Source organism: Crenobacter oryzisoli (assembly GCF_030385785.1).
Classification (GTDB): domain Bacteria; phylum Pseudomonadota; class Gammaproteobacteria; order Burkholderiales; family Chromobacteriaceae; genus Crenobacter_A; species Crenobacter_A oryzisoli.
Map to the genome: position 1 here is coordinate 91,497 of NZ_JAUEDK010000005.1, position 17,352 is coordinate 108,848.

The following is a 17,352-nucleotide window of genomic DNA, read 5'->3' on the forward strand; positions in this document are numbered from 1 at the left end:
CGGCGAAAATACGCCTGGTCAGAACCGCTGCGCGGGGCTTTGTCAGTAGCGCTATCTCAGCCGGCCACGGTCGCGGCCAAGCTGACCAACCCGCTCTTCATCGCTTCCGGCTCGACCCGGTGACGCGCCAGCAGCCAGTCGTGCATCAACATCGCCGCCGCGCTCGCCTTATCGGCTGGCGGGCGCGCCAGCGCATAGCCGCAACCAGTCAACAGCAGCTGGTCGAAAGGCGCCAGCACCGCGCCGTGCGCCAGCTCGTCCTTCAACAGCGTCACGTCGGCGATCGACACGCCGAAGCCCTGCAGCGCCGCACTCATCGCCTGGTCGAGCGTCTCGAAGATCTGCCCCGACGCCACTCCAATTTCGCTCGCTCCCACTGCCTCCAGCCACTGCGTCCAGTCACGCTTGTCGCGCGATGGGTGCAGCAGCGGGTAATGCGTCAGCGCGCTGGGAGTGGTCAGCGGCACGCCGACCTGTTCGGACAACGCCGGGGTCAGCACCGGGGTCAACTGCTCGATAAATAGCGGGGTCAGGCTCAGGTTGGCCGAAGGCAGCGGCACGAACACCACCGCCAAGTCGAACGGCTCGCGCGCGAAGTTGATGTCGTGCGCGTGAGCACTGGTCACTTCCACCTCGATCTCCGGATGCTCGCGCGCAAACTCGCGCACCTCGCCCAACAGCCAGCGCGACGCACAGGATGGCGCCTTCAACCGCAGCCGGTTCTTCACGCTGCGCCCAGTCGCCTCCAACCCCTTCTCTAGCGTAGCCAGCGCCCGCGTCACATAGGGCAGCAACACCTCACCCTGTGCCGACAGCGTCAGTTTGCGCACCTGGCGGTGGAACAACGGGTAGCCCAGCTGCGTTTCGAGCTGGCTGATCTGCTTGCTGACTGCGCTTTGCGTGATAAACAGCTCCTCCGCGGCACGGGTGAAGCTGAGGGTGCGCGCGGCCACCTCGAATACCTGTAGCGCATAGAGCGGCAATACCGGTCGTGCCATGATCTGATCCTGAGAAAAACTCATGCATACGATGCCGATAATTCGTTTGCCGCACAAGTGGCAGGACTCGTTAAATGCGCCTAACCGCGCACGATCTGCGCCCCCAACGCCACCGAGGATTTCGCGATGAGCACACCCACCCTGCGCTCCAAACTGCCGGCCGTCGGCACCACGATCTTCACCGTGATCGGCCAGCTCTCCGCCCAGTACAAGGCGATCAACCTGTCGCAAGGTGCGCCGAACTTCCCCTGCGACCCGGCGCTGATCCGCTACGCACACGAGGCGATGCTGGCCGGCCACAACCAGTACGCGCCGATGACTGGCCTACCGGCACTGCGCGAGGCACTGGCCGCCAAGGCCGAGGCGCTGTACGGCCACACCTACGACCCGGCCGACGAGGTCACCGTGATGGCCAGCGCCAGCGAGGCGCTGTTCTCGGCGGTTACCGCGCTGGTGCATCCGGGCGATGAAGTGATCATCTTCGAGCCGGCCTTCGACAGCTATGCCCCGATGGTCGAGCTGCAGGGCGCCATAGTGGTGCCGGTGAAGCTGAACGCCCCCGAGTTCGCCATCCCCTGGGACGAGGTCGCTGCCAAGATCAGCCCACGCACCCGGATGATCGTGCTCAACACCCCGCACAACCCGACCGGCACGGTGCTCGGCGAGGCCGACATCGCCGCACTGACCCGGCTGACCGACAACACCGACATCGTCATTCTGTCCGACGAGGTGTACGAGCACGTGGTATTCGACGGCCAGCTGCACCACGGCATGAGCCGCCATCCGAAGCTCGCCGAACGCGCAGTGGTGGTCGGCTCCTTCGGCAAGACCTTCCACGTCACCGGCTGGCGGGTGGGCTTCTGCATGGCGCCGGCCGCGCTGATGGACGAGGTGCGCAAGGTGCACCAGTTTGCGATGTTCGCCGCCGACACGCCGATGCAGCACGCGCTGGCCAAGATCATGCAGCAACCGGACAACTACCTGGGCCTCGCGGCGTTCTATCAACAGAAACGCGACCTGCTGGTCGATGCGCTGAAGGACTCGCGGCTGAAGCTGCACCCGTCGGCAGGCAGCTTCTTCCTGCTCGCCGAGTTCGGCCACTTGAGCGACGAGACCGACAGCCAGTTCGTGCAGCGGCTGATCCGCGAGCACGGCGTATCGACGATCCCGGTGTCGGCCTTCTATAGCGACGGCACCGACGCGCGGGTGATCCGTCTGTCGTTCGCCAAGGACGACGCAACGCTGCTGGCCGCGGCCGAGCGGCTGTGCCGGGTGTGAGGAGCATGACGATGAGCCAAGCCGTCACCCACCTCACCGCCGCTGCGATCCAGATGGTCTCCGGCGGCGACCTGTCAGCCAACCTGGCCACTGCCCGCCGCCTCGTGCGCGACGCGGCGCTGGCCGGCGCCGAGCTGGTCGCGCTGCCCGAATACTTCTACCTGATGCCCGAGGACGAGACCGAACGCGTCGCCCTGGCCGAACCGGCCGGCGGCGGCCGCTTCGAGGCCTTTCTGTCCGAGCTCGCCCGCGAATTCGGCATCTGGTTGCTCGGCGGCACCATCCCCACCCAGAGCAACGAGCCGGGCAAGATGTACAACAGCAGCCTGCTGTTCGGGCCGGACGGCATCTGCCGCCAGCGCTACCACAAGATGCACCTGTTCGGCTTCGACAACGGCGTCGAACACTACCAGGAATCGGCGACGATGAGCGCCGGCGACTTGGTCGCCAGCGCATACACCCCGTGGGGGGCGCTGCGCATGTCGGTCTGCTACGACCTGCGCTTTCCGGAACTGTACCGTCAGGCACCGGCGCCGGTCTTGCTGACCGCACCGGCCGCGTTCACCTACGCCACCGGCGAGAAGCACTGGGAGCTGCTGTTGCGCGCCCGTGCCGTCGAGAACCTGGCCTTCATGATCGCTCCGGGCCAAGGCGGCCACCATCCCGGTGGCCGGCGCACCTGGGGACACAGTATGATCGTCGACCCCTGGGGCGACGTTCTGGCCTGCCATGCCGAAGGGGAAGGCATGGCCCTGGCCAAGCTCGACCTGGTTTACCAGGCCGAGCTGCGGCAACGTCTGCCAGCCCTGCAACACCGCCGGCTGTTCAACACCGATGCATGACTGATAGATAACTACAACCCCACAACACATCCTGTACGTCTACATATCGAGAAGGAATTGCCATGAACCGCCGTACCCTGTGTGCCGCCCTCGCCTGCCTCGCCCTGCCGCTGACCGGTCATGCTGCCGAGCCCCTGCGCATCGCCGCCGACGCCACTTACCCGCCGTTCGAGTACACCGACGCCAGCGGCGCGGTGGTTGGCTTCGACATCGACGTGACCCGTGCCGCCTGCGCCGAGATGAAGACCGAGTGCGTGCTGGTCAACCAGCCGTGGGATGGCCTGATCCCAGGCGTGCAGGCCCGCAAGTACGACGCGGTGGTCGGCATGAACATCTCGGCCGAGCGCCTGAAGGTGGTGTCGTTCAGCCAGCCGTTCTACTACATGTACAACAACTTTGTCGGCCACGTCGGCACCAAGCCGGACGTATCGCCGGTCGCGCTGAAGGGTAAGATCATCGCGGTGCAGCGCGGCTCCACCCAGGACCGCTTCATCACCGACACCTACGGCAAGACCGCCACTATCAAGCGCTACGTCAACGCCCAGGATCCGATGATGGAAATGGCCAACGGCCGTGCCGACTTCACCTTCGGCAACACCGCGCAACTGAAGCGCGGCTTCCTCGACACCCCGAAAGGCCAGGGCTTCGGCTTTATCGGCCCGACCTTCGACGGCCGCAAGGATAAAGTGCTGGGCGAAGGCCTGGCCTTCGTGGTGCGCAAGGACAACACCGACCTGGCCAACCGCTTTAGCCAGGCCATTGCCGCACTGAAACAGAAGGGCGTAATCAAGCAACTGGCCGCCAAGCACAATCTCACCGGCCTGATCGGCGAATAAGCCCCTCCTGACGGCCCGGCCTCTCACGCTGCCCTTAGGGGCGGCCGGGGCCGGGCCGCTCTCATTTCTGCTCGCCCCTCTTCCCGCGATTTCTAACGGATAGACGACATGGACTCTTTGATTAGCACGCTGCGCACGGCCCTCGGCGACGACTCGGTCCTCACCGGAGAGAGATTGGCCGAACGGGCCCGCTCGTTCTGGGATCCGCGCCCGCTCGAAGGCCGCGCGCTGCTGTTGCCGCGCGACACCGCCGCGGTATCGGCTGCGCTGCGCCTGTGCCACGAGGCGCGCCAGCCTGTGATCCCGCTCGGCGGCGGCACCAACATCGCCAATGCCACCGCCAGCGGCGAGAACGACGTGCTGATCTCTTTGGAACGCATGCGCGGCATCGGCCCGGTCGATCTGGCCCAGCAGACAGTAACGGTGGAGGCCGGCGCGCCGCTGGAGACGGTACAGGAGCACGCCGCCGCCGCGGGCCTGAAGGTGCCGGTCGACCTGGGTGCCCGCGGCAGCTGTACCATCGGCGGCATGATCGCCTGCAACGCCGGCGGCAACCAGGTGCTGCGCTACGGCATGACCCGCGACATGGTGCTGGGCCTGGAGGCGGTGCTGGCCGACGGCACCGTGCTGAACGGTCTGACGCCGTACCTGAAGAACAACACCGGCTATGACTTGAAACAGTGGTTCGTCGGCTCGGAAGGCACACTCGGCATCGTCACCCGTGCAGTGCTGCACCTCTACCCGGCACCACGCTCGCGCCACACCGCGCTGTTGGCGGTCGACGACTTCGCCGCCATCGCCCCACTGCTGCTGCGGCTGCGCGCCCGCCTCGGCGGCCTCTTGACCAGTTTCGAGGGCATGTGGCAGAGCTTCTACGAACTCAACAGCGGCGAGCACGCTACGGCCTTGCCGATCTTCGATGCAGCACCGCCGTGGAGTGTGCTGCTCGAGATCGAGGGCCAAGACGCGGAAGCCGATGGCGCACTGTTCGAGCAGACGCTGGCCGAAGTCTGGGAGGCCGGCGGCCTCGCCGACGCGGTGATCGCAGGCAGCGAAGCGGACCGGCTGGCGATGTGGGCGATCCGCGAGGGCTGCGAGGCCGAAACCAAGCTATATGCCCGCACCGACCAGTTTGACATCAGCCTGGCGATGGACGCGATGCTGCCGTGCACCGAAGCGATCCGCAGCGCGCTTACCGAGCTGGCACTGGACAGCGACCTGCACGTGTTCGGCCATCTGGGCGACGGCAACCTGCACCTCGTGGTCGGCCATCGCCGCGGCGAAATCGATTCGGCCCACGTCAAACAGCTGGTCTACCAGCGGGTGGCCGAATGGCGCGGCTCGGTGTCGGCCGAACACGGCATCGGCCTCGACAAGAAGGCCTACCTGCCGCTGTCGCGCAGCACCGCCGAGATCCAGGCAATGCGCGCGATCAAGCAAGCGCTAGACCCGCACGGCATCCTCAACCCCGGCAAGATCTTCGACCTGTAGCCCCTTTCCGGCCGCCGTCAGCACCTGTCACTCGCCAAGTCCCGCCGACAAGCGCCAGTAGCCCAAACAAAAAAACCCGCCTTCTGGCGGGTTTTGTCGTTGGCCGGACCGAATCAGACGCGTGCCTTGAACTTCAGCTTGCCTGCCAGCCAAGTGTGATCGTAGCTGATGATCTCGAACGGATTGCCATGCGGATCAACAAAGGAGATAGCGCAGAAGAAGCCATGATCGGCCACCGAATCGCGTGCGATGGTCAGACCTTCACGGTTGGCGACACGCTCGCCGGCCAACTGGTCGATCCACTCGAGAAAATCCTGCCCGCTGACCACAAAGGCGATCGTCCCGGAATCGTCATTGGGGACGGAGGTCTCGCTCAGTGCAATGCGCACCGAACCACTCTGGTTGGCCAACATGGTCACACCATGCGGAGCGTCATTCATCTGGTGGTAGCGGGTATCCGGCACCATGTTCAGTACTCGCTCATACCAGGCGATTGCTTTTGGTATATCGCTTACCTTGACATGGATATGGTCGATTTTTCCTAGCGAAAGCATTCGTTCCTCGTAATTTCCAGACGCCGGCGCAACACCGCGTTTAAATACTCATTACTGTAAAGGATAGCGGTATTTCATCAGCCGCGTGACTGCAGCATCGGCTTCAGATAACGGCCAGTATGGCTAACCGGGTTATCGGCCACTTGCTCCGGTGTTCCAGTGGCGATGATCTGACCGCCCCCGGCTCCCCCTTCCGGGCCGAGGTCGATCAACCAGTCTGCCGTTTTGATGACATCGAGATTATGCTCGATCACCACCACCGTATTGCCGTGTTCGCGCAAGCGATGCAGAACCTTCAACAACAGGTCTATATCATGAAAATGCAGACCTGTGGTCGGTTCATCGAGAATATACAGGGTCCGCCCAGTATCGCGCTTGGAAAGTTCCAACGCCAGCTTCACCCGTTGCGCCTCGCCCCCCGATAGCGTCGTCGCACTCTGCCCCAATCGAATATAGCCGAGACCGACGTCCATCAGCGTTTTGAGCTTGCGCGCGATGGTCGGCACCGCACCGAAGAACTCCAGCGCCTGCTCCACCGTCATCTCGAGCACCTCGGTAATGTTCTTGCCCTTGTACTGCACCTCCAGCGTCTCGCGGTTGTAGCGCTTACCGTGGCAGACATCGCAGGGCACGTAGATGTCTGGCAGGAAGTGCATTTCCACCTTGATGACGCCATCACCCTGGCAGGCCTCGCAGCGGCCGCCCTTCACATTGAACGAGAAGCGCCCAGGGCCGTAACCGCGCTCTCGCGACAGCGGCACGCCGGAATACAGTTCGCGGATCGGCGTGAACAGGCCGGTATAAGTGGCCGGATTCGAGCGCGGCGTGCGGCCGATCGGGCTCTGGTCGACGTTGATCACCTTGTCCAAATGCTGCAGACCGGCGATGTCGACGAACGGTGCCGGCTCTTCGCTGGCACGGTTCAGTTCGCGCGCAGCGATCTTGTACAGGGTGTCGTTGATCAACGTCGACTTGCCCGAGCCGGACACGCCGGTAATGCACACCAGCATGCCCAGCGGCAGGTCGAGGGTGACGTTCTTCAGGTTGTTGCCGCTGGCGCCGATCAGACGCAGCATCCGCTCCGGATCGGGCTCGCGGCGACCGCCCGGCATCGCGATGCGGCGCCGACCGGACAGGAAGTCACCGGTCACCGAGTTCGGCGCCGCTGCGATCTCTGCCGGCGTGCCTGCCACCAGCACCTCGCCGCCGTGTTCGCCCGCACCAGGCCCCATGTCGACCACGTAGTCGGCGGCGCGGATCGCATCCTCGTCGTGCTCGACCACGATCACGCTGTTGCCGATGTCACGCAGCCGAACCAGCGTCGCCAGCAGCCGGTCGTTGTCGCGCTGGTGCAGACCGATCGACGGCTCGTCGAGCACATACATCACCCCGGTCAGACCCGAGCCGATCTGGCTCGCCAGGCGAATGCGCTGCGCCTCGCCGCCGGACAGCGTGTCGGCAGAACGGGATAGGTTCAGGTAATCGAGACCGACGTTGTTCAGGAACGACACCCGCTCGCTGATCTCCTTGACGATCTTCTCCGCCACCGCCTGCTTCTGGCCGGTGAACGCCAGTTGGTCGAAGAACTGCGCGGTCTCCTTCAGCGGCATCTGGCTGATGCCGTGCAGCGTCTGGTCGCCGACCAGCACATGGCGCGCCTCCAGGCGCAGGCGTGAGCCTTCGCAGCTCGGGCAGACCTGGTTGTTCTGGTACTTGGACAGCTCCTCGCGCACCGCCGACGAATCGGTCTCGCGGTAACGGCGCTCCAGGCTGGGGATGATGCCCTCGAACGGATGGCTGCGGGTGAACTTGCTGCCACGCTCGTTCAGGTAAGTGAACTCAATGCTCTCGCGCCCCGAACCGTGCAGCACCGCATGCTGCACCTTCTGCGGCAACAACTCGAACGGCAGATCGACGCTGAAGGTGTAATGCTCAGCCAAGCCCAGCAGCATCTGGAAGTAGAACTGGTTGCGCTTGTCCCAACCCTTGATCGCACCGGCAGCGAGCGAGAGTTCCGGATGGGCGACCACTCGCTTCGGATCGAAGAAGGTCATTTCGCCCAAGCCGTCGCACTTGGGACAGGCACCCATCGGGTTGTTGAATGAGAACAAGCGCGGCTCCAGCTCCGGCAGGCTGTACGAGCAGATCGGGCAGGCAAACTTGGCCGAAAACCAGTGCTCCTTGTTGCTGTCCATCTCCACCGCGATCGCACGCCCCTCGGCGTGGCGCAGCGCAGTCTCGAAACTTTCAGCCAGGCGTTGCTTGGCGTCTTCGCGCACCTTCAGGCGGTCCACTACCACCTCGATGGTGTGCTTCTTGTTCTTGTCGAGCTTGGGCACATTGTCGAGTTCGACGACCTCGCCATCCACTCGCACCCGCACGAAACCCTGCGCACGCAGATCGTCGAACAGGTCGAGGTTCTCGCCCTTGCGGCCGACGATCACCGGCGCCAGGATCATCACCCGGCTCTCTTCCGGCAGCGCCAGCACATGATCGACCATCTGGCTGACCGTCTGCGACGCCAGCGGCACATGATGCTCCGGGCAGTGCGGATCGCCAACGCGGGCAAACAACAGGCGCAGATAGTCGTGGATCTCGGTAACGGTGCCGACGGTGGAGCGCGGGTTGTGGCTGGTCGCCTTCTGCTCGATCGAGATCGCCGGGCTCAGCCCCTCGATCAGGTCAACGTCCGGCTTCTCCATCAGTTGCAGGAACTGACGTGCGTAGGCCGACAGGCTCTCCACATAGCGACGCTGCCCCTCGGCGTACAAGGTGTCGAACGCCAGCGACGACTTGCCCGAACCTGACAGACCGGTGATCACGATCAGCTGGTGACGCGGCAGATCGAGATTGATGTTTTTCAGGTTGTGCGTACGGGCGCCGCGGATGCGGATGGTGTCCATGCCTTGCTCACGATTCGGTGAAGTAACCTGTTACTATACCGAAGTTTGCCCATTGAACTCTACCGTCCGTCCCGCCTCAAACCGCTTGCGCGGTTGGCAGGGCGGGCGTTCCGGCCGTTTTACCGGCCGCTGCGGGGACGCCGGCCCTCACCAAGACAGAGTCTTGTCATCGGAACCGGCTTCCATCGCGTTAAAATCGATCGATTCGCATTACCCCACTGACAACCAGATGAACTCTCTCGAATTGCGGGCCAGTCTTGGCCTGGCGGGCGTCTACGCCCTGCGCATGCTCGGCATGTTTCTGATCCTGCCGGTGTTCGCGCTCTACGCCAAAACCCTACCTGGCGTCCACAGCTACACGGCCATCGGCATGGCCTTCGGCGCCTACGGCGTCGCCCAGACGCTGTTCCAGCTGCCGCTCGGCATACTGTCCGACCGCATCGGTCGCAAGAAGGTGATCTACGGCGGTCTCCTGGTGCTGGCTGCCGGCAGCTTCCTCGCCGCCTGGGCGCCCACGCTCGCCTGGCTGATCGTCGCTCGCGCCATTCAGGGCGCCGGCGCCGTCTCGGCCGCGGTGATGGCACTGCTGGCCGACCTGACCAAGGAAGAAAACCGCACCAAGGCGATGGCGATGATCGGCATAAGCATCGGCACCACCTTCGCGGTCAGCCTGGTGCTGGGGCCGCTGCTCGGGCACTGGATCGGTGTCAACGGCATCTTCGCGCTGACCGGCGTGCTGACGCTGGCTGCCATCCTCGGCGTGAAATTCCTGGTCCCTAACCCCACCATCTCACGCTTTCACTCCGACGCCGAAGCCAAGGCTGCCAATCTGCCGACCGTGCTGAAGAACGGCCAGCTGCTGCGCCTCAACTTCGGCATCTTCGTGCTGCACGCCGCCCAGATGGCGATGTTCGTGGTGATGCCCTTCGCGCTGATCAAGATCGGCGGCCTCGACAAGGCGCACCACTGGCAGGTGTACCTCCCGGTCGCCGTCACTGGCTTCATCCTGATGGTCCCGCCGATCATCTACGGCGAGAAACGCCACCAGCTCAAGCGCGTATTCGTGCTGTCGATCGCGCTGATGGCGCTGGCCCATTTCGGCATGGCCTTCGCGCTCAGCTCGCTGTGGATGATCGTACTGTGGCTGACCTTCTACTTCATCGCCTTCAACACCCTCGAGGCGACCCTGCCCTCGCTGGTTTCCAAGATCGCGCCGGCCGGTGCCAAGGGCACCGCGATTGGCGTGTATAATATGTCCCAATCGTTTGGCCTCGCCCTCGGTCCCATGCTGGGGGGCTGGCTCTACACCCATTACGGTAGCATCGGCGTGTTCAGCTTCAGTGGCGCCCTGATGCTTGTCTGGCTGGTCATTGCCATGACCATGCGTCCGCCGCTGCCGGTGAAGACCGCCATGTTCCATATTGGCGACAGCTGGAAAGGCAATGCCGCCACCCTCTCCGACCGCCTCGCCCAAGTGCGTGGCGTGCGCGAAGCGGTGGTGATGGCGGACGAACGCGTGGCCTATCTGAAGGTCATGCAGCAGGACTGGGACGAGCCCGCCGTACAACAACTCATTCAGGAGACTTATTGAATGTCAGTCAACAAGGTCATTCTCGTCGGCAATCTGGGTCGCGATCCGGAAATCCGCTATCTGCCGAACGGTGAGGCCGTGGCGAACTTCTCCATCGCCACCAGCGAAAACTGGAAGGGCAAAGACGGCCAGCGTCAGGAACGCACCGAGTGGCACAACATCGTGATGTACCGCCGACTGGCTGAAATCGCCGGCCAGTACCTGAAAAAAGGCCGTACCGTCTATATCGAAGGCCGCATCCAGTCGCGCAAGTACACCGGCAAGGATGGCGTCGAGCGCACCGCCTACGAGATCGTTGCCGACCAAATGCAGATGGTCGGCGGCCGCGACAGCAGCGGCAGCAGCGCCTCGATGGACGACGACAGCGGCTACAGCCGTGGTGGCAGCAGCAACTACAGCCGCGACGACTCGATGGGCAGCGCCCCGTCCGCTCCGCCGGCCGCCCCGCGCCGCATGGAGCCGAAACCGGCACCGAAGTTCGACGACATGGATGACGACATCCCGTTCTAGAAACGGGGAAACGTACTTAGCCCAAGCGGAGCCGCATACCGGCTCCGCTTTTTCTTTGCCCGGTCTGGACCCGCGCACACAGTGTAGTCGCCACGACCTATACACAACGCTCAACACAGACCGGCGCTACCGGGAAAAACCTGTTCCCGCACCACGATCAGCCATGCCTTGAGCCGCTGTGCCGCCGGTCGCAGCGGCGTCCTGTGCGAATGCACCAGGTAATAGCCCTGCGTCAGCGGCAACCGGCAGGCAAACGGCTCGATCAGCCAGCCCTGCCTCAACTCTCCTCGACTAGCAGCGCGCTGCACAGTACCACGCCCTGGGCACGCCGGGCCGTCTCGATGGCGAGCAGGGTCTGGTCGAAATGCAGCGCCGGCATCGCCACCACTCGGTCGGCATCCAACCCGGCAAAGCGGGCCAGCCAGGCCGGCCAGAATGGCTGCAGCGTCGAGTACAGCAGCGTGGCGCGGCCAGGTCGGGCGGTTCGGCCAAGCCCAGCCGCGCGGCGTAGTCGGGGCTGCAGAAGACCCTGGCCTCGTCCGGATGCAGCAAGGTCACGTCGAGCGATGCGTCCCGGCCGTCGAAATAGCGGATTGCCAGGTCGATCGCCTCGCGCTCGAAATCAACCAGCGTGCTCGAAGCGCTCAGATGCAGCGCGATATCGGGATGTTGGCCCAGCAGCCCCGCCATGCGCGGCGCGAACCATTTGGCGGCCAGCGTCGCGGCAGCGACAACCACACCGTGTTACTGCTACGCTCGCGCAAGGGTCGGCTAGCCTGCTGGATGCGTGCCAGCGCTGGCTGGATCGCGGCCCAGGACTCCAGTGCCTCGGGTGTGGGCTGGATTTGTCGGATACCACGTACGAACAGCGGCACACCCAGCCACTCTTCTTCTGCCATGAAATCGCTCGTCTATGCCGCCTTTGCCCTGCTTGGGCTGATCTGGGGCACCAATTTCCTGTTTATGAAATGGGCGGCGGCCTGGGGTAAGCTGTCAGCCAAAGATGGAACACGATAAAAGGCAAGAGAGAGTCGGCGTTCAAGCCAAACATGCACTGGAATTAAGAATAGCGTGCGGCTACATGGCTAGCTGCCGCGCTAGCCGATGAAGGCGTAGTGGATGCTGGACAGTACCGAGCGATGTCGAAATGCTCATGTTTCCAATAGCATGACACTCCGTCACCTGGCTAGGCTATCTTACAGACAACGCCACAGTGGGACTGCGTCTGACCATTGGAGCCTGCATGAACCGCGTGCGTTATCTGCTCAACTTTGTAGTACTGCTGGCGAGCCTGCCAGTCGCCCACGCGGCCAATCCCAACAAGCTGTGGGAAATCGTCAGCCAGTCCTGTCTGCCTGCATTCGCCGCCGGCCACGGTGCCGGGCAATGTCGCCTTGTGAGTTCCGAGGGCTATGCACTGCTGAAGGACAAGGTCGGCCCGGCGCAATACATCCTGATCCCCACTATCCCGGTAAGCGGCATCGAGAGTCCTGCTGTATTGCAGCCCGGCCTCCTGAACTACTGGCGCGCTGCCTGGGACAACCGAGACTGGGTCGGTGCCACACTCGGCCGGCCGCTGCGCGACGATGAGATAGGCCTTGCCATCAACTCGGCCAATAGCCGCACACAACAGCAATTGCACATCCACATAGACTGCTTGGACCCAAAGGTCGCCACTGTTCTGGCTACGCAGTCAACGACCGAACCGGGACGATGGAACGACCTGACCTTGAAGGGGCACCGCTATGCCGTGACCCGAGTCGCGGCTAGTTCGGCAACATCCGTCAATCCTTTCGACCTGGTACTACGCCGGACGGTGTACCAGCACCAGGAGATGAAAGATCACACTATCCTGATGACGGCCACTACCGGCGGCTTCCTGATCGTCGACGGCCATTACCAGCCAGATGGGCCGGACACCAATCCAGGTGCAGCCGAGGAGCTGCAAGACCACTCCTGCCGCATCGCCTCGCCCCTATCCTGATTGGTCTCACAAGCAGGCCGAACAGATCCTTCAGCACCAGCAAGGTGTGTCTAGCGCAGCAACTGAACGGGTACGGCAGCAGACCAACAACTTCTCCTTGCCGTCGCGCCCAGCCTGGAGAGGGGTGCGAAGTGTGCAAGCGGGAACCTATATCCAGATCAACAATCGTTCCGCAGCCAATGAATTGACATTTTAGCTTTAGCCGCTGAACGTGATACGAACAGCGTGCATTGGTCGCACAGTATCCGTACGCGTCTTAATCCGTGACTCGGGAATACCGGCTTTCACGAGCAAACTCTTGACGGCCTCGGCACGAGCGGTAGCAGCTGCTTTGGCATTGCCAACCTCCTTGCGATTGCAATACCCGAGCACCGTGATCGATTTGGCCACGACCAGACCGCTCGCCAGCGCATTCACTTGTGCTTCGGCAGCAAGGCTCAGTTTTACGCTCATTTTCTCGAACGAAACCAGCGTTGGGTCAGTTACCACCGACTGAGAACCCGATGGCAATGCGGCGGCACGAGCCAAAGCAGAATCGATATTTGCAGCGGCTTGGGCGGCCCCCCCTTTGGCTGACACCGCTGCCGCAGGGGCAACGGGTTTTTGTGCACAACTGGCGCACAATAGCGAAAAGAGTGCGACGATCAGCAAACGTTGGCGCATAGCGAAATATCCTGATAAAGCATGTAAAAATACGCCCGCCAAGACGGGCGCATTACTTGCTAACAACCAATGGCGTTAGGCAATAGTCTTGTTGGCCGTCAGGTCCCAGCCTGCGCTGACGTTACCGCCACCGGCACCGTCTTCACGTTTCTGCTGGGTGTAGGTCCACTTGATCTTGCCGTAGCTGAAGTTCACCTTTTCACTAGGAAAGCCGCTGTCGTTGGCCGAACCATTCGGCTCCACCTTGGAAATCAGCACTTGTTCCATCTTGATTTCCATGTATTTCACCTTGTCACCGCCGGCACGACACAGTTCGATGGTGACGTCCTTGATATGCTTACCGGTGCAGCACGCTTCGTAGATCTTCGGGCTGGCCTTGTCCAAAAAGTGGGTGATCTCGTAGGCAGCGTGGTTTACACGCTCGGCAGTAGCACCACCGGCCGAACTGGCGGTGGCCTGAGCCGGCTGTTCCAGCTTGTGCGCAAACGACTGGATTTCGATCCAGTCTTTGTGTTTATCGTCGGTGCTTTCGCCAGGAATACCATCAATTTTCAAGAAAGCATCAAAAGCCATTTATTACCTCTCTTTTACTTCATGGGAAAACAGGGATTACTCCCCGTGCTAGAGCATTAGCCCGCCGGCTGTGGCAAGTCGGCGACCAGACGCAATGAGATGGTGAGTTCGTCCAGCTGGAAGTGCGGACGCAGGAAAGCCGCGGCGCGATAGACACCCGGCTTGCCGGGCACTTCGACCACGTCGACGCGCGCTTCGCGCAGCGGGTACTTGGATTTGGCTTCCTGGCTGGCCGAATCGTCGAGCAGCACGAACTGGGCGAGCCAGGTGTTCAGGTAATCCTGAACGTTCTGGCGACTGGCGAAGCTGCCGATCTTGTCGCGCATGATCGACTTCATGTAGTGCGCGATGCGTGACACCGCAAAGATGTACGGCAGCTGGGTGGAGAGGCGAGCGTTGGCGTTGGCCGAATCGGTATTGTAGGTCTTGGCCTTCTGCACCGACTGGCCGCTGAAGAACGCCGCATAGTCGGTGTTCTTGCAGTGCACCAGCGAGATCAGCCCCAGGTCGGACAGCAGCTTCTCGGAGCGGTCAGTGATGGCCACCTCAGTCGGGCACTTCAGTGCCACCTCGCCGTCGTCAGTTTTGAAGGTATGCACCGGCAGCCCCTCGACCAGGCCGCCACCCTCTACCCCGCGGATCGCCGCCAGCCAACCGAACTGGGCGAAGGCGCTGGTCAGACGCGCGGCATAGGCATAGGCAGCGTTCGACCACAGGTACTTGCCATGGTCGGCGCCGTCGACGTTTTCCTCGAAGTCGAACTCCTCGACCGGCACGTTGTCACGGCCATAGGGCAAGCGGCCGAGCACGTGCGGCAGCACCAAGCCGACATACCGTGAGTCTTCCGATTCTCGGAAAGATTTCCATTTGACATATTCGACGGTGTCAAAAATCTTGGCGAGGTCGCGCGGCTTACCAATATCCGTGAAACTCTCCAGGCCAAACAGGCCTGGAGCCGCAGCCGAAATCAACGGCGCATGCGCGGCAGCCGCCACGTGCGACAGCTCGTCCATCAGGTAGAAATCTTCCGGATGGCGGGTGAACTCGTAGTCACCGACCAGAGCGGCATACGGTGCACCGCCGAAGGTGCCGTATTCCTCTTCGTAGATCTTCTTGAACAGCGCACTCTGGTCGAATTCCGAGGCGGACTTGAAGTCCTTGACTAGGTCCTTCTTCGAGACATTCAGCACCTTGATCTTCAGCATGGTGCTGGTTTCGGATTCCGCGATCAGGTACTTCAGGCCACGCCACGATGCTTCCAGCTTCTGGAATTCGCCGTGATGCATGATCTCGTTGAGCTGTGCCGAGATCAGCGAATCGATCTCGGCGATGCGCGCATCCATGCTGGCAGTCAGGTCACGGGACACCGTCACCGTGCCTTCCAGCACCTGATCGACCAGTTCGCCGATCAGGTCGCGGGTGTGGCCCTTTTCCTGGTCGTTAGTGGCAATGCGGCTCTGCTCGATGATCGAGTCGAGCAGGCTGATGCTTTCACCGGCGGCCTGAGCACTGCTCTCGGCGACAAGTTGTTCGGTGCTCATCGTTTACTCCTCGGTTTTGGCCGGATGGGCGGCTTGGCTGATTTCGCGCAGCTTCTCGGTGTCGCGCACCACCTCATCAAGCAGCTCTTCCAGCTTGTCATTGCCCACCATCTTGTTGCGCAGGTCGGCCAGACGCTTGCGGGCATCCAGCAGCTTCTTCAGTGGCTCAACCTGGGCCACCACGTTCTGCGGCTCAAAATCCGACAACGATTCAAAGTTGAGTTCGATCGACATCTGACTGCCATCTTCCTTCAGCTTGTTGTCGACCTTCATCGCCAGGCGCGGCGCCATCCCCTTGAGCACTTCGTCGAAGTTATCTCGGTCGATCTGCACAAACTTGCGTTCCTTCAGCTTCGGCAGCGGGTCCTTGCTGTGGCCCGAGTAGTCGCCCAGCACGCCCATCACGAATGGCAGCTCTTTGGTTTCGATCGCGTCGCCGATTTCGACGTCGTAGGTAATCTGCACGCGCGGCGGACGCACCCGCGACAGCTTCTTCTGTGTACTTTCCTTGCCCATGGCACCCTCTGTCTGTTCTAAGGAATTGGAATAAATGAATTAGCCGATGCTGCCCGACAGGCTGCGCACGACATCCCGCAGCTCGGCGACGGATAGGGACGGATCGTTCAACCGCCGACCCAGCACATAGGCTGCTTCGGCATAGGACTGATGGTTCCGCCACGGCGCACTCGGCTCGGCCACATCCACGACATAGCGCGGGTCGATCTGCCGCCCCCAACACAAGGACGCGATCTGCTCGGTGAACAGCCCCGGCAGCAAGGCGAGGAACCGCCCTTCGGGATGCATGACGATCAGGCACTGCTCCACGCTTTCGCCCTGCTCCGCTGTCGCCGCGTGGTAAAGCGACAGCCAGGTCACGGCCGCCAACATCCCGTCACCATCGCCCTCGGGTAGCGGCAACAGGTACACCTGCGGCGGCAGGCTACCGGCATAACGGCGCAGCAGTTGGCGATGGAAGGTGAAAGCCAGCAAGAGCGACTCCAGATCGCCACGGCCGCTGGCATGCAAGGCATCGTCCAGCACTCGTGCCGGCGTCCGCGCCATATGCTTCTCCAGCAACTGGTGGGCCAGTTCCAGGTCGGCCTGCGAACGCCCGCCAAACGACGCCTGCTCTTCTAGGAACTGGCGGCAGGCCAGCATCTCAACCGAGTTGGCGATAGCACTGCTCAACTGCTCCTTCAGCCCGCCGAAGAACAGCTCGTTCGCCAACATGGCTGCCGCCAACGGGGCGCTGGCCACTTCGGCCGACAACAAAAAGCCGGCCACCAGCGGGTAGTGGCGACCCGACTGGTCATGACTCGGCTGCATCGCACCGAGAAACTGCCAGCGCTGGTCACGGGTGCGCAGCACAAACGTCGAGGCGGGCATCTGTTGATAGCGCACCGGCCAGTCCGGCTGTTGTTCCATCTGCCGCAGGCTGTCCGCGATCAAACCGTCGATCTCGAGTGCGGCCGGATGCGTCGCATTGATCCGGACAAAGTCGCCGCGCAGCGGCAGCTTACCGAAGATGCAGAACGGCACTGGGTTCTCTTGTGGGCGTCGAAAATTGAACGACATGACATAGATCTCC

Annotated in this window: 18 protein-coding genes and 1 pseudogene; 7 read left to right on the forward strand and 12 right to left on the reverse strand. The window is 62.5% G+C overall.

What is annotated here, in order from left to right; all coding sequences use genetic code 11:
* Positions 1-56: 56 nt before the first annotated feature.
* A complete protein-coding gene (locus tag QU481_RS04370) occupies positions 57-998 on the reverse strand; it encodes a LysR substrate-binding domain-containing protein (protein ID WP_289828668.1) in 942 nt (313 codons plus the stop codon).
* Between the two features lie 126 nt (positions 999-1,124).
* On the opposite strand from QU481_RS04370, the gene QU481_RS04375 reads away from it, so the two are divergent.
* The 4 genes from QU481_RS04375 (at position 1,125) to QU481_RS04390 (ending at position 5,445) form a co-directional block, all read left to right on the forward strand.
* Positions 1,125-2,276, forward strand: coding sequence for a methionine aminotransferase (locus tag QU481_RS04375; protein ID WP_289828669.1), 1,152 nt, complete (start codon positions 1,125-1,127; stop codon positions 2,274-2,276).
* Positions 2,277-2,287: 11 nt separating this feature from the next.
* Positions 2,288-3,118, forward strand: a complete 831-nt coding sequence (locus QU481_RS04380) for a carbon-nitrogen hydrolase family protein (protein ID WP_289828670.1) — start codon at positions 2,288-2,290, stop codon at positions 3,116-3,118.
* Between the two features lie 62 nt (positions 3,119-3,180).
* Positions 3,181-3,954, forward strand: a complete 774-nt coding sequence (locus QU481_RS04385) for a transporter substrate-binding domain-containing protein (protein ID WP_289828671.1) — start codon at positions 3,181-3,183, stop codon at positions 3,952-3,954.
* Between the two features lie 108 nt (positions 3,955-4,062).
* Positions 4,063-5,445 (forward strand): FAD-binding oxidoreductase, encoded by a 1,383-nt coding sequence (locus QU481_RS04390; RefSeq protein ID WP_289828672.1) that lies wholly within the window; start codon positions 4,063-4,065, stop codon positions 5,443-5,445.
* A gap of 113 nt (positions 5,446-5,558) precedes the next feature.
* On the opposite strand, the gene QU481_RS04395 is transcribed toward QU481_RS04390, so the two are convergent.
* Both QU481_RS04395 and uvrA read right to left on the reverse strand, forming a co-directional pair.
* Entirely contained in the window at positions 5,559-5,999 is a 441-nt protein-coding gene (locus QU481_RS04395) for a VOC family protein (protein ID WP_289828673.1), read from the reverse strand.
* A gap of 77 nt (positions 6,000-6,076) precedes the next feature.
* Entirely contained in the window at positions 6,077-8,902 is a 2,826-nt protein-coding gene (gene uvrA, locus QU481_RS04400) for an excinuclease ABC subunit UvrA (RefSeq protein ID WP_289828674.1), read from the reverse strand.
* Positions 8,903-9,131: 229 nt separating this feature from the next.
* Between uvrA and QU481_RS04405 the strand changes: the two genes are divergently transcribed.
* Both QU481_RS04405 and QU481_RS04410 read left to right on the forward strand, forming a co-directional pair.
* Positions 9,132-10,493 carry an MFS transporter gene (locus QU481_RS04405; RefSeq protein WP_289828675.1) on the forward strand — a complete coding sequence of 454 codons (1,362 nt, stop codon included), beginning with the start codon at positions 9,132-9,134 and terminating at the stop codon, positions 10,491-10,493.
* A complete protein-coding gene (locus QU481_RS04410; RefSeq protein WP_289828677.1) occupies positions 10,494-11,003 on the forward strand; it encodes a single-stranded DNA-binding protein in 510 nt (169 codons plus the stop codon).
* Between the two features lie 110 nt (positions 11,004-11,113).
* Here the strand turns inward: QU481_RS04410 and QU481_RS04415 are convergent, their stop codons facing one another.
* The 4 genes and pseudogenes from QU481_RS04415 to QU481_RS04425 form a co-directional block, all read right to left on the reverse strand.
* Positions 11,114-11,284 carry a type 2 periplasmic-binding domain-containing protein gene (locus QU481_RS04415; protein WP_289828679.1) on the reverse strand — a complete coding sequence of 57 codons (171 nt, stop codon included), beginning with the start codon at positions 11,282-11,284 and terminating at the stop codon, positions 11,114-11,116.
* On the reverse strand, positions 11,281-11,406 hold the full coding sequence (locus QU481_RS04420; protein ID WP_289828680.1) for a hypothetical protein: 126 nt from the start codon (positions 11,404-11,406) through the stop codon (positions 11,281-11,283). The genes QU481_RS04415 and QU481_RS04420 overlap by 4 nt, the downstream gene beginning before the upstream one ends.
* A gap of 80 nt (positions 11,407-11,486) precedes the next feature.
* A pseudogene (locus tag QU481_RS23830) lies at positions 11,487-11,693 on the reverse strand (LysR substrate-binding domain-containing protein); the annotation flags it as partial.
* The gene (locus QU481_RS04425) at positions 11,648-11,902 is read right to left on the reverse strand and encodes a hypothetical protein (RefSeq protein ID WP_289828681.1); all 255 of its coding nucleotides are present in this window, start codon (positions 11,900-11,902) and stop codon (positions 11,648-11,650) included. The gene QU481_RS04425 and the pseudogene QU481_RS23830, both read right to left, overlap by 46 nt.
* 344 nt (positions 11,903-12,246) lie before the next feature.
* On the opposite strand from QU481_RS04425, the gene QU481_RS04430 reads away from it, so the two are divergent.
* Positions 12,247-12,987, forward strand: a complete 741-nt coding sequence (locus QU481_RS04430) for a CDP-diacylglycerol diphosphatase (RefSeq protein WP_289828683.1) — start codon at positions 12,247-12,249, stop codon at positions 12,985-12,987.
* A gap of 198 nt (positions 12,988-13,185) precedes the next feature.
* Here the strand turns inward: QU481_RS04430 and QU481_RS04435 are convergent, their stop codons facing one another.
* From QU481_RS04435 to tagF, 5 genes are all read right to left on the reverse strand, one after another.
* Positions 13,186-13,650, reverse strand: a complete 465-nt coding sequence (locus QU481_RS04435; RefSeq protein WP_289828684.1) for an OmpA family protein — start codon at positions 13,648-13,650, stop codon at positions 13,186-13,188.
* A gap of 75 nt (positions 13,651-13,725) precedes the next feature.
* Entirely contained in the window at positions 13,726-14,223 is a 498-nt protein-coding gene (locus tag QU481_RS04440; protein ID WP_289828685.1) for an Hcp family type VI secretion system effector, read from the reverse strand.
* A 56-nt stretch (positions 14,224-14,279) separates the two neighbouring features.
* On the reverse strand, positions 14,280-15,764 hold the full coding sequence (gene tssC, locus QU481_RS04445) for a type VI secretion system contractile sheath large subunit (protein ID WP_289828687.1): 1,485 nt from the start codon (positions 15,762-15,764) through the stop codon (positions 14,280-14,282).
* Between the two features lie 3 nt (positions 15,765-15,767).
* A complete protein-coding gene (gene tssB / locus QU481_RS04450) occupies positions 15,768-16,280 on the reverse strand; it encodes a type VI secretion system contractile sheath small subunit (RefSeq protein ID WP_289828688.1) in 513 nt (170 codons plus the stop codon).
* A 39-nt stretch (positions 16,281-16,319) separates the two neighbouring features.
* Positions 16,320-17,339, reverse strand: a complete 1,020-nt coding sequence (gene tagF, locus QU481_RS04455) for a type VI secretion system-associated protein TagF (protein WP_289828689.1) — start codon at positions 17,337-17,339, stop codon at positions 16,320-16,322.
* Between the last annotated feature and the right edge of the window lie 13 nt (positions 17,340-17,352).

What these genes read in the sequence shown, in the direction of transcription:
- QU481_RS04390 (WP_289828672.1), top strand. Translation starts at nt 4,063, where the DNA reads ATGGACTCTTTGATTAGCACGCTGCGCACGGCCCTCGGCGACGACTCG.
- QU481_RS04440 (WP_289828685.1), bottom strand. Translation starts at nt 14,223, where the DNA reads ATGGCTTTTGATGCTTTCTTGAAAATTGATGGTATTCCTGGCGAAAGC.
- QU481_RS04410 (WP_289828677.1), top strand. Translation starts at nt 10,494, where the DNA reads ATGTCAGTCAACAAGGTCATTCTCGTCGGCAATCTGGGTCGCGATCCG.
- QU481_RS04405 (WP_289828675.1), top strand. Translation starts at nt 9,132, where the DNA reads ATGAACTCTCTCGAATTGCGGGCCAGTCTTGGCCTGGCGGGCGTCTAC.
- QU481_RS04425 (WP_289828681.1), bottom strand. Translation starts at nt 11,902, where the DNA reads ATGGCAGAAGAAGAGTGGCTGGGTGTGCCGCTGTTCGTACGTGGTATC.
- tssB (WP_289828688.1), bottom strand. Translation starts at nt 16,280, where the DNA reads ATGGGCAAGGAAAGTACACAGAAGAAGCTGTCGCGGGTGCGTCCGCCG.
- QU481_RS04375 (WP_289828669.1), top strand. Translation starts at nt 1,125, where the DNA reads ATGAGCACACCCACCCTGCGCTCCAAACTGCCGGCCGTCGGCACCACG.
- QU481_RS04370 (WP_289828668.1), bottom strand. Translation starts at nt 998, where the DNA reads ATGGCACGACCGGTATTGCCGCTCTATGCGCTACAGGTATTCGAGGTG.
- QU481_RS04435 (WP_289828684.1), bottom strand. Translation starts at nt 13,650, where the DNA reads ATGCGCCAACGTTTGCTGATCGTCGCACTCTTTTCGCTATTGTGCGCC.
- QU481_RS04385 (WP_289828671.1), top strand. Translation starts at nt 3,181, where the DNA reads ATGAACCGCCGTACCCTGTGTGCCGCCCTCGCCTGCCTCGCCCTGCCG.
- tagF (WP_289828689.1), bottom strand. Translation starts at nt 17,339, where the DNA reads ATGTCGTTCAATTTTCGACGCCCACAAGAGAACCCAGTGCCGTTCTGC.
- QU481_RS04380 (WP_289828670.1), top strand. Translation starts at nt 2,288, where the DNA reads ATGAGCCAAGCCGTCACCCACCTCACCGCCGCTGCGATCCAGATGGTC.
- QU481_RS04430 (WP_289828683.1), top strand. Translation starts at nt 12,247, where the DNA reads ATGAACCGCGTGCGTTATCTGCTCAACTTTGTAGTACTGCTGGCGAGC.
- tssC (WP_289828687.1), bottom strand. Translation starts at nt 15,764, where the DNA reads ATGAGCACCGAACAACTTGTCGCCGAGAGCAGTGCTCAGGCCGCCGGT.
- QU481_RS04395 (WP_289828673.1), bottom strand. Translation starts at nt 5,999, where the DNA reads ATGCTTTCGCTAGGAAAAATCGACCATATCCATGTCAAGGTAAGCGAT.
- uvrA (WP_289828674.1), bottom strand. Translation starts at nt 8,902, where the DNA reads ATGGACACCATCCGCATCCGCGGCGCCCGTACGCACAACCTGAAAAAC.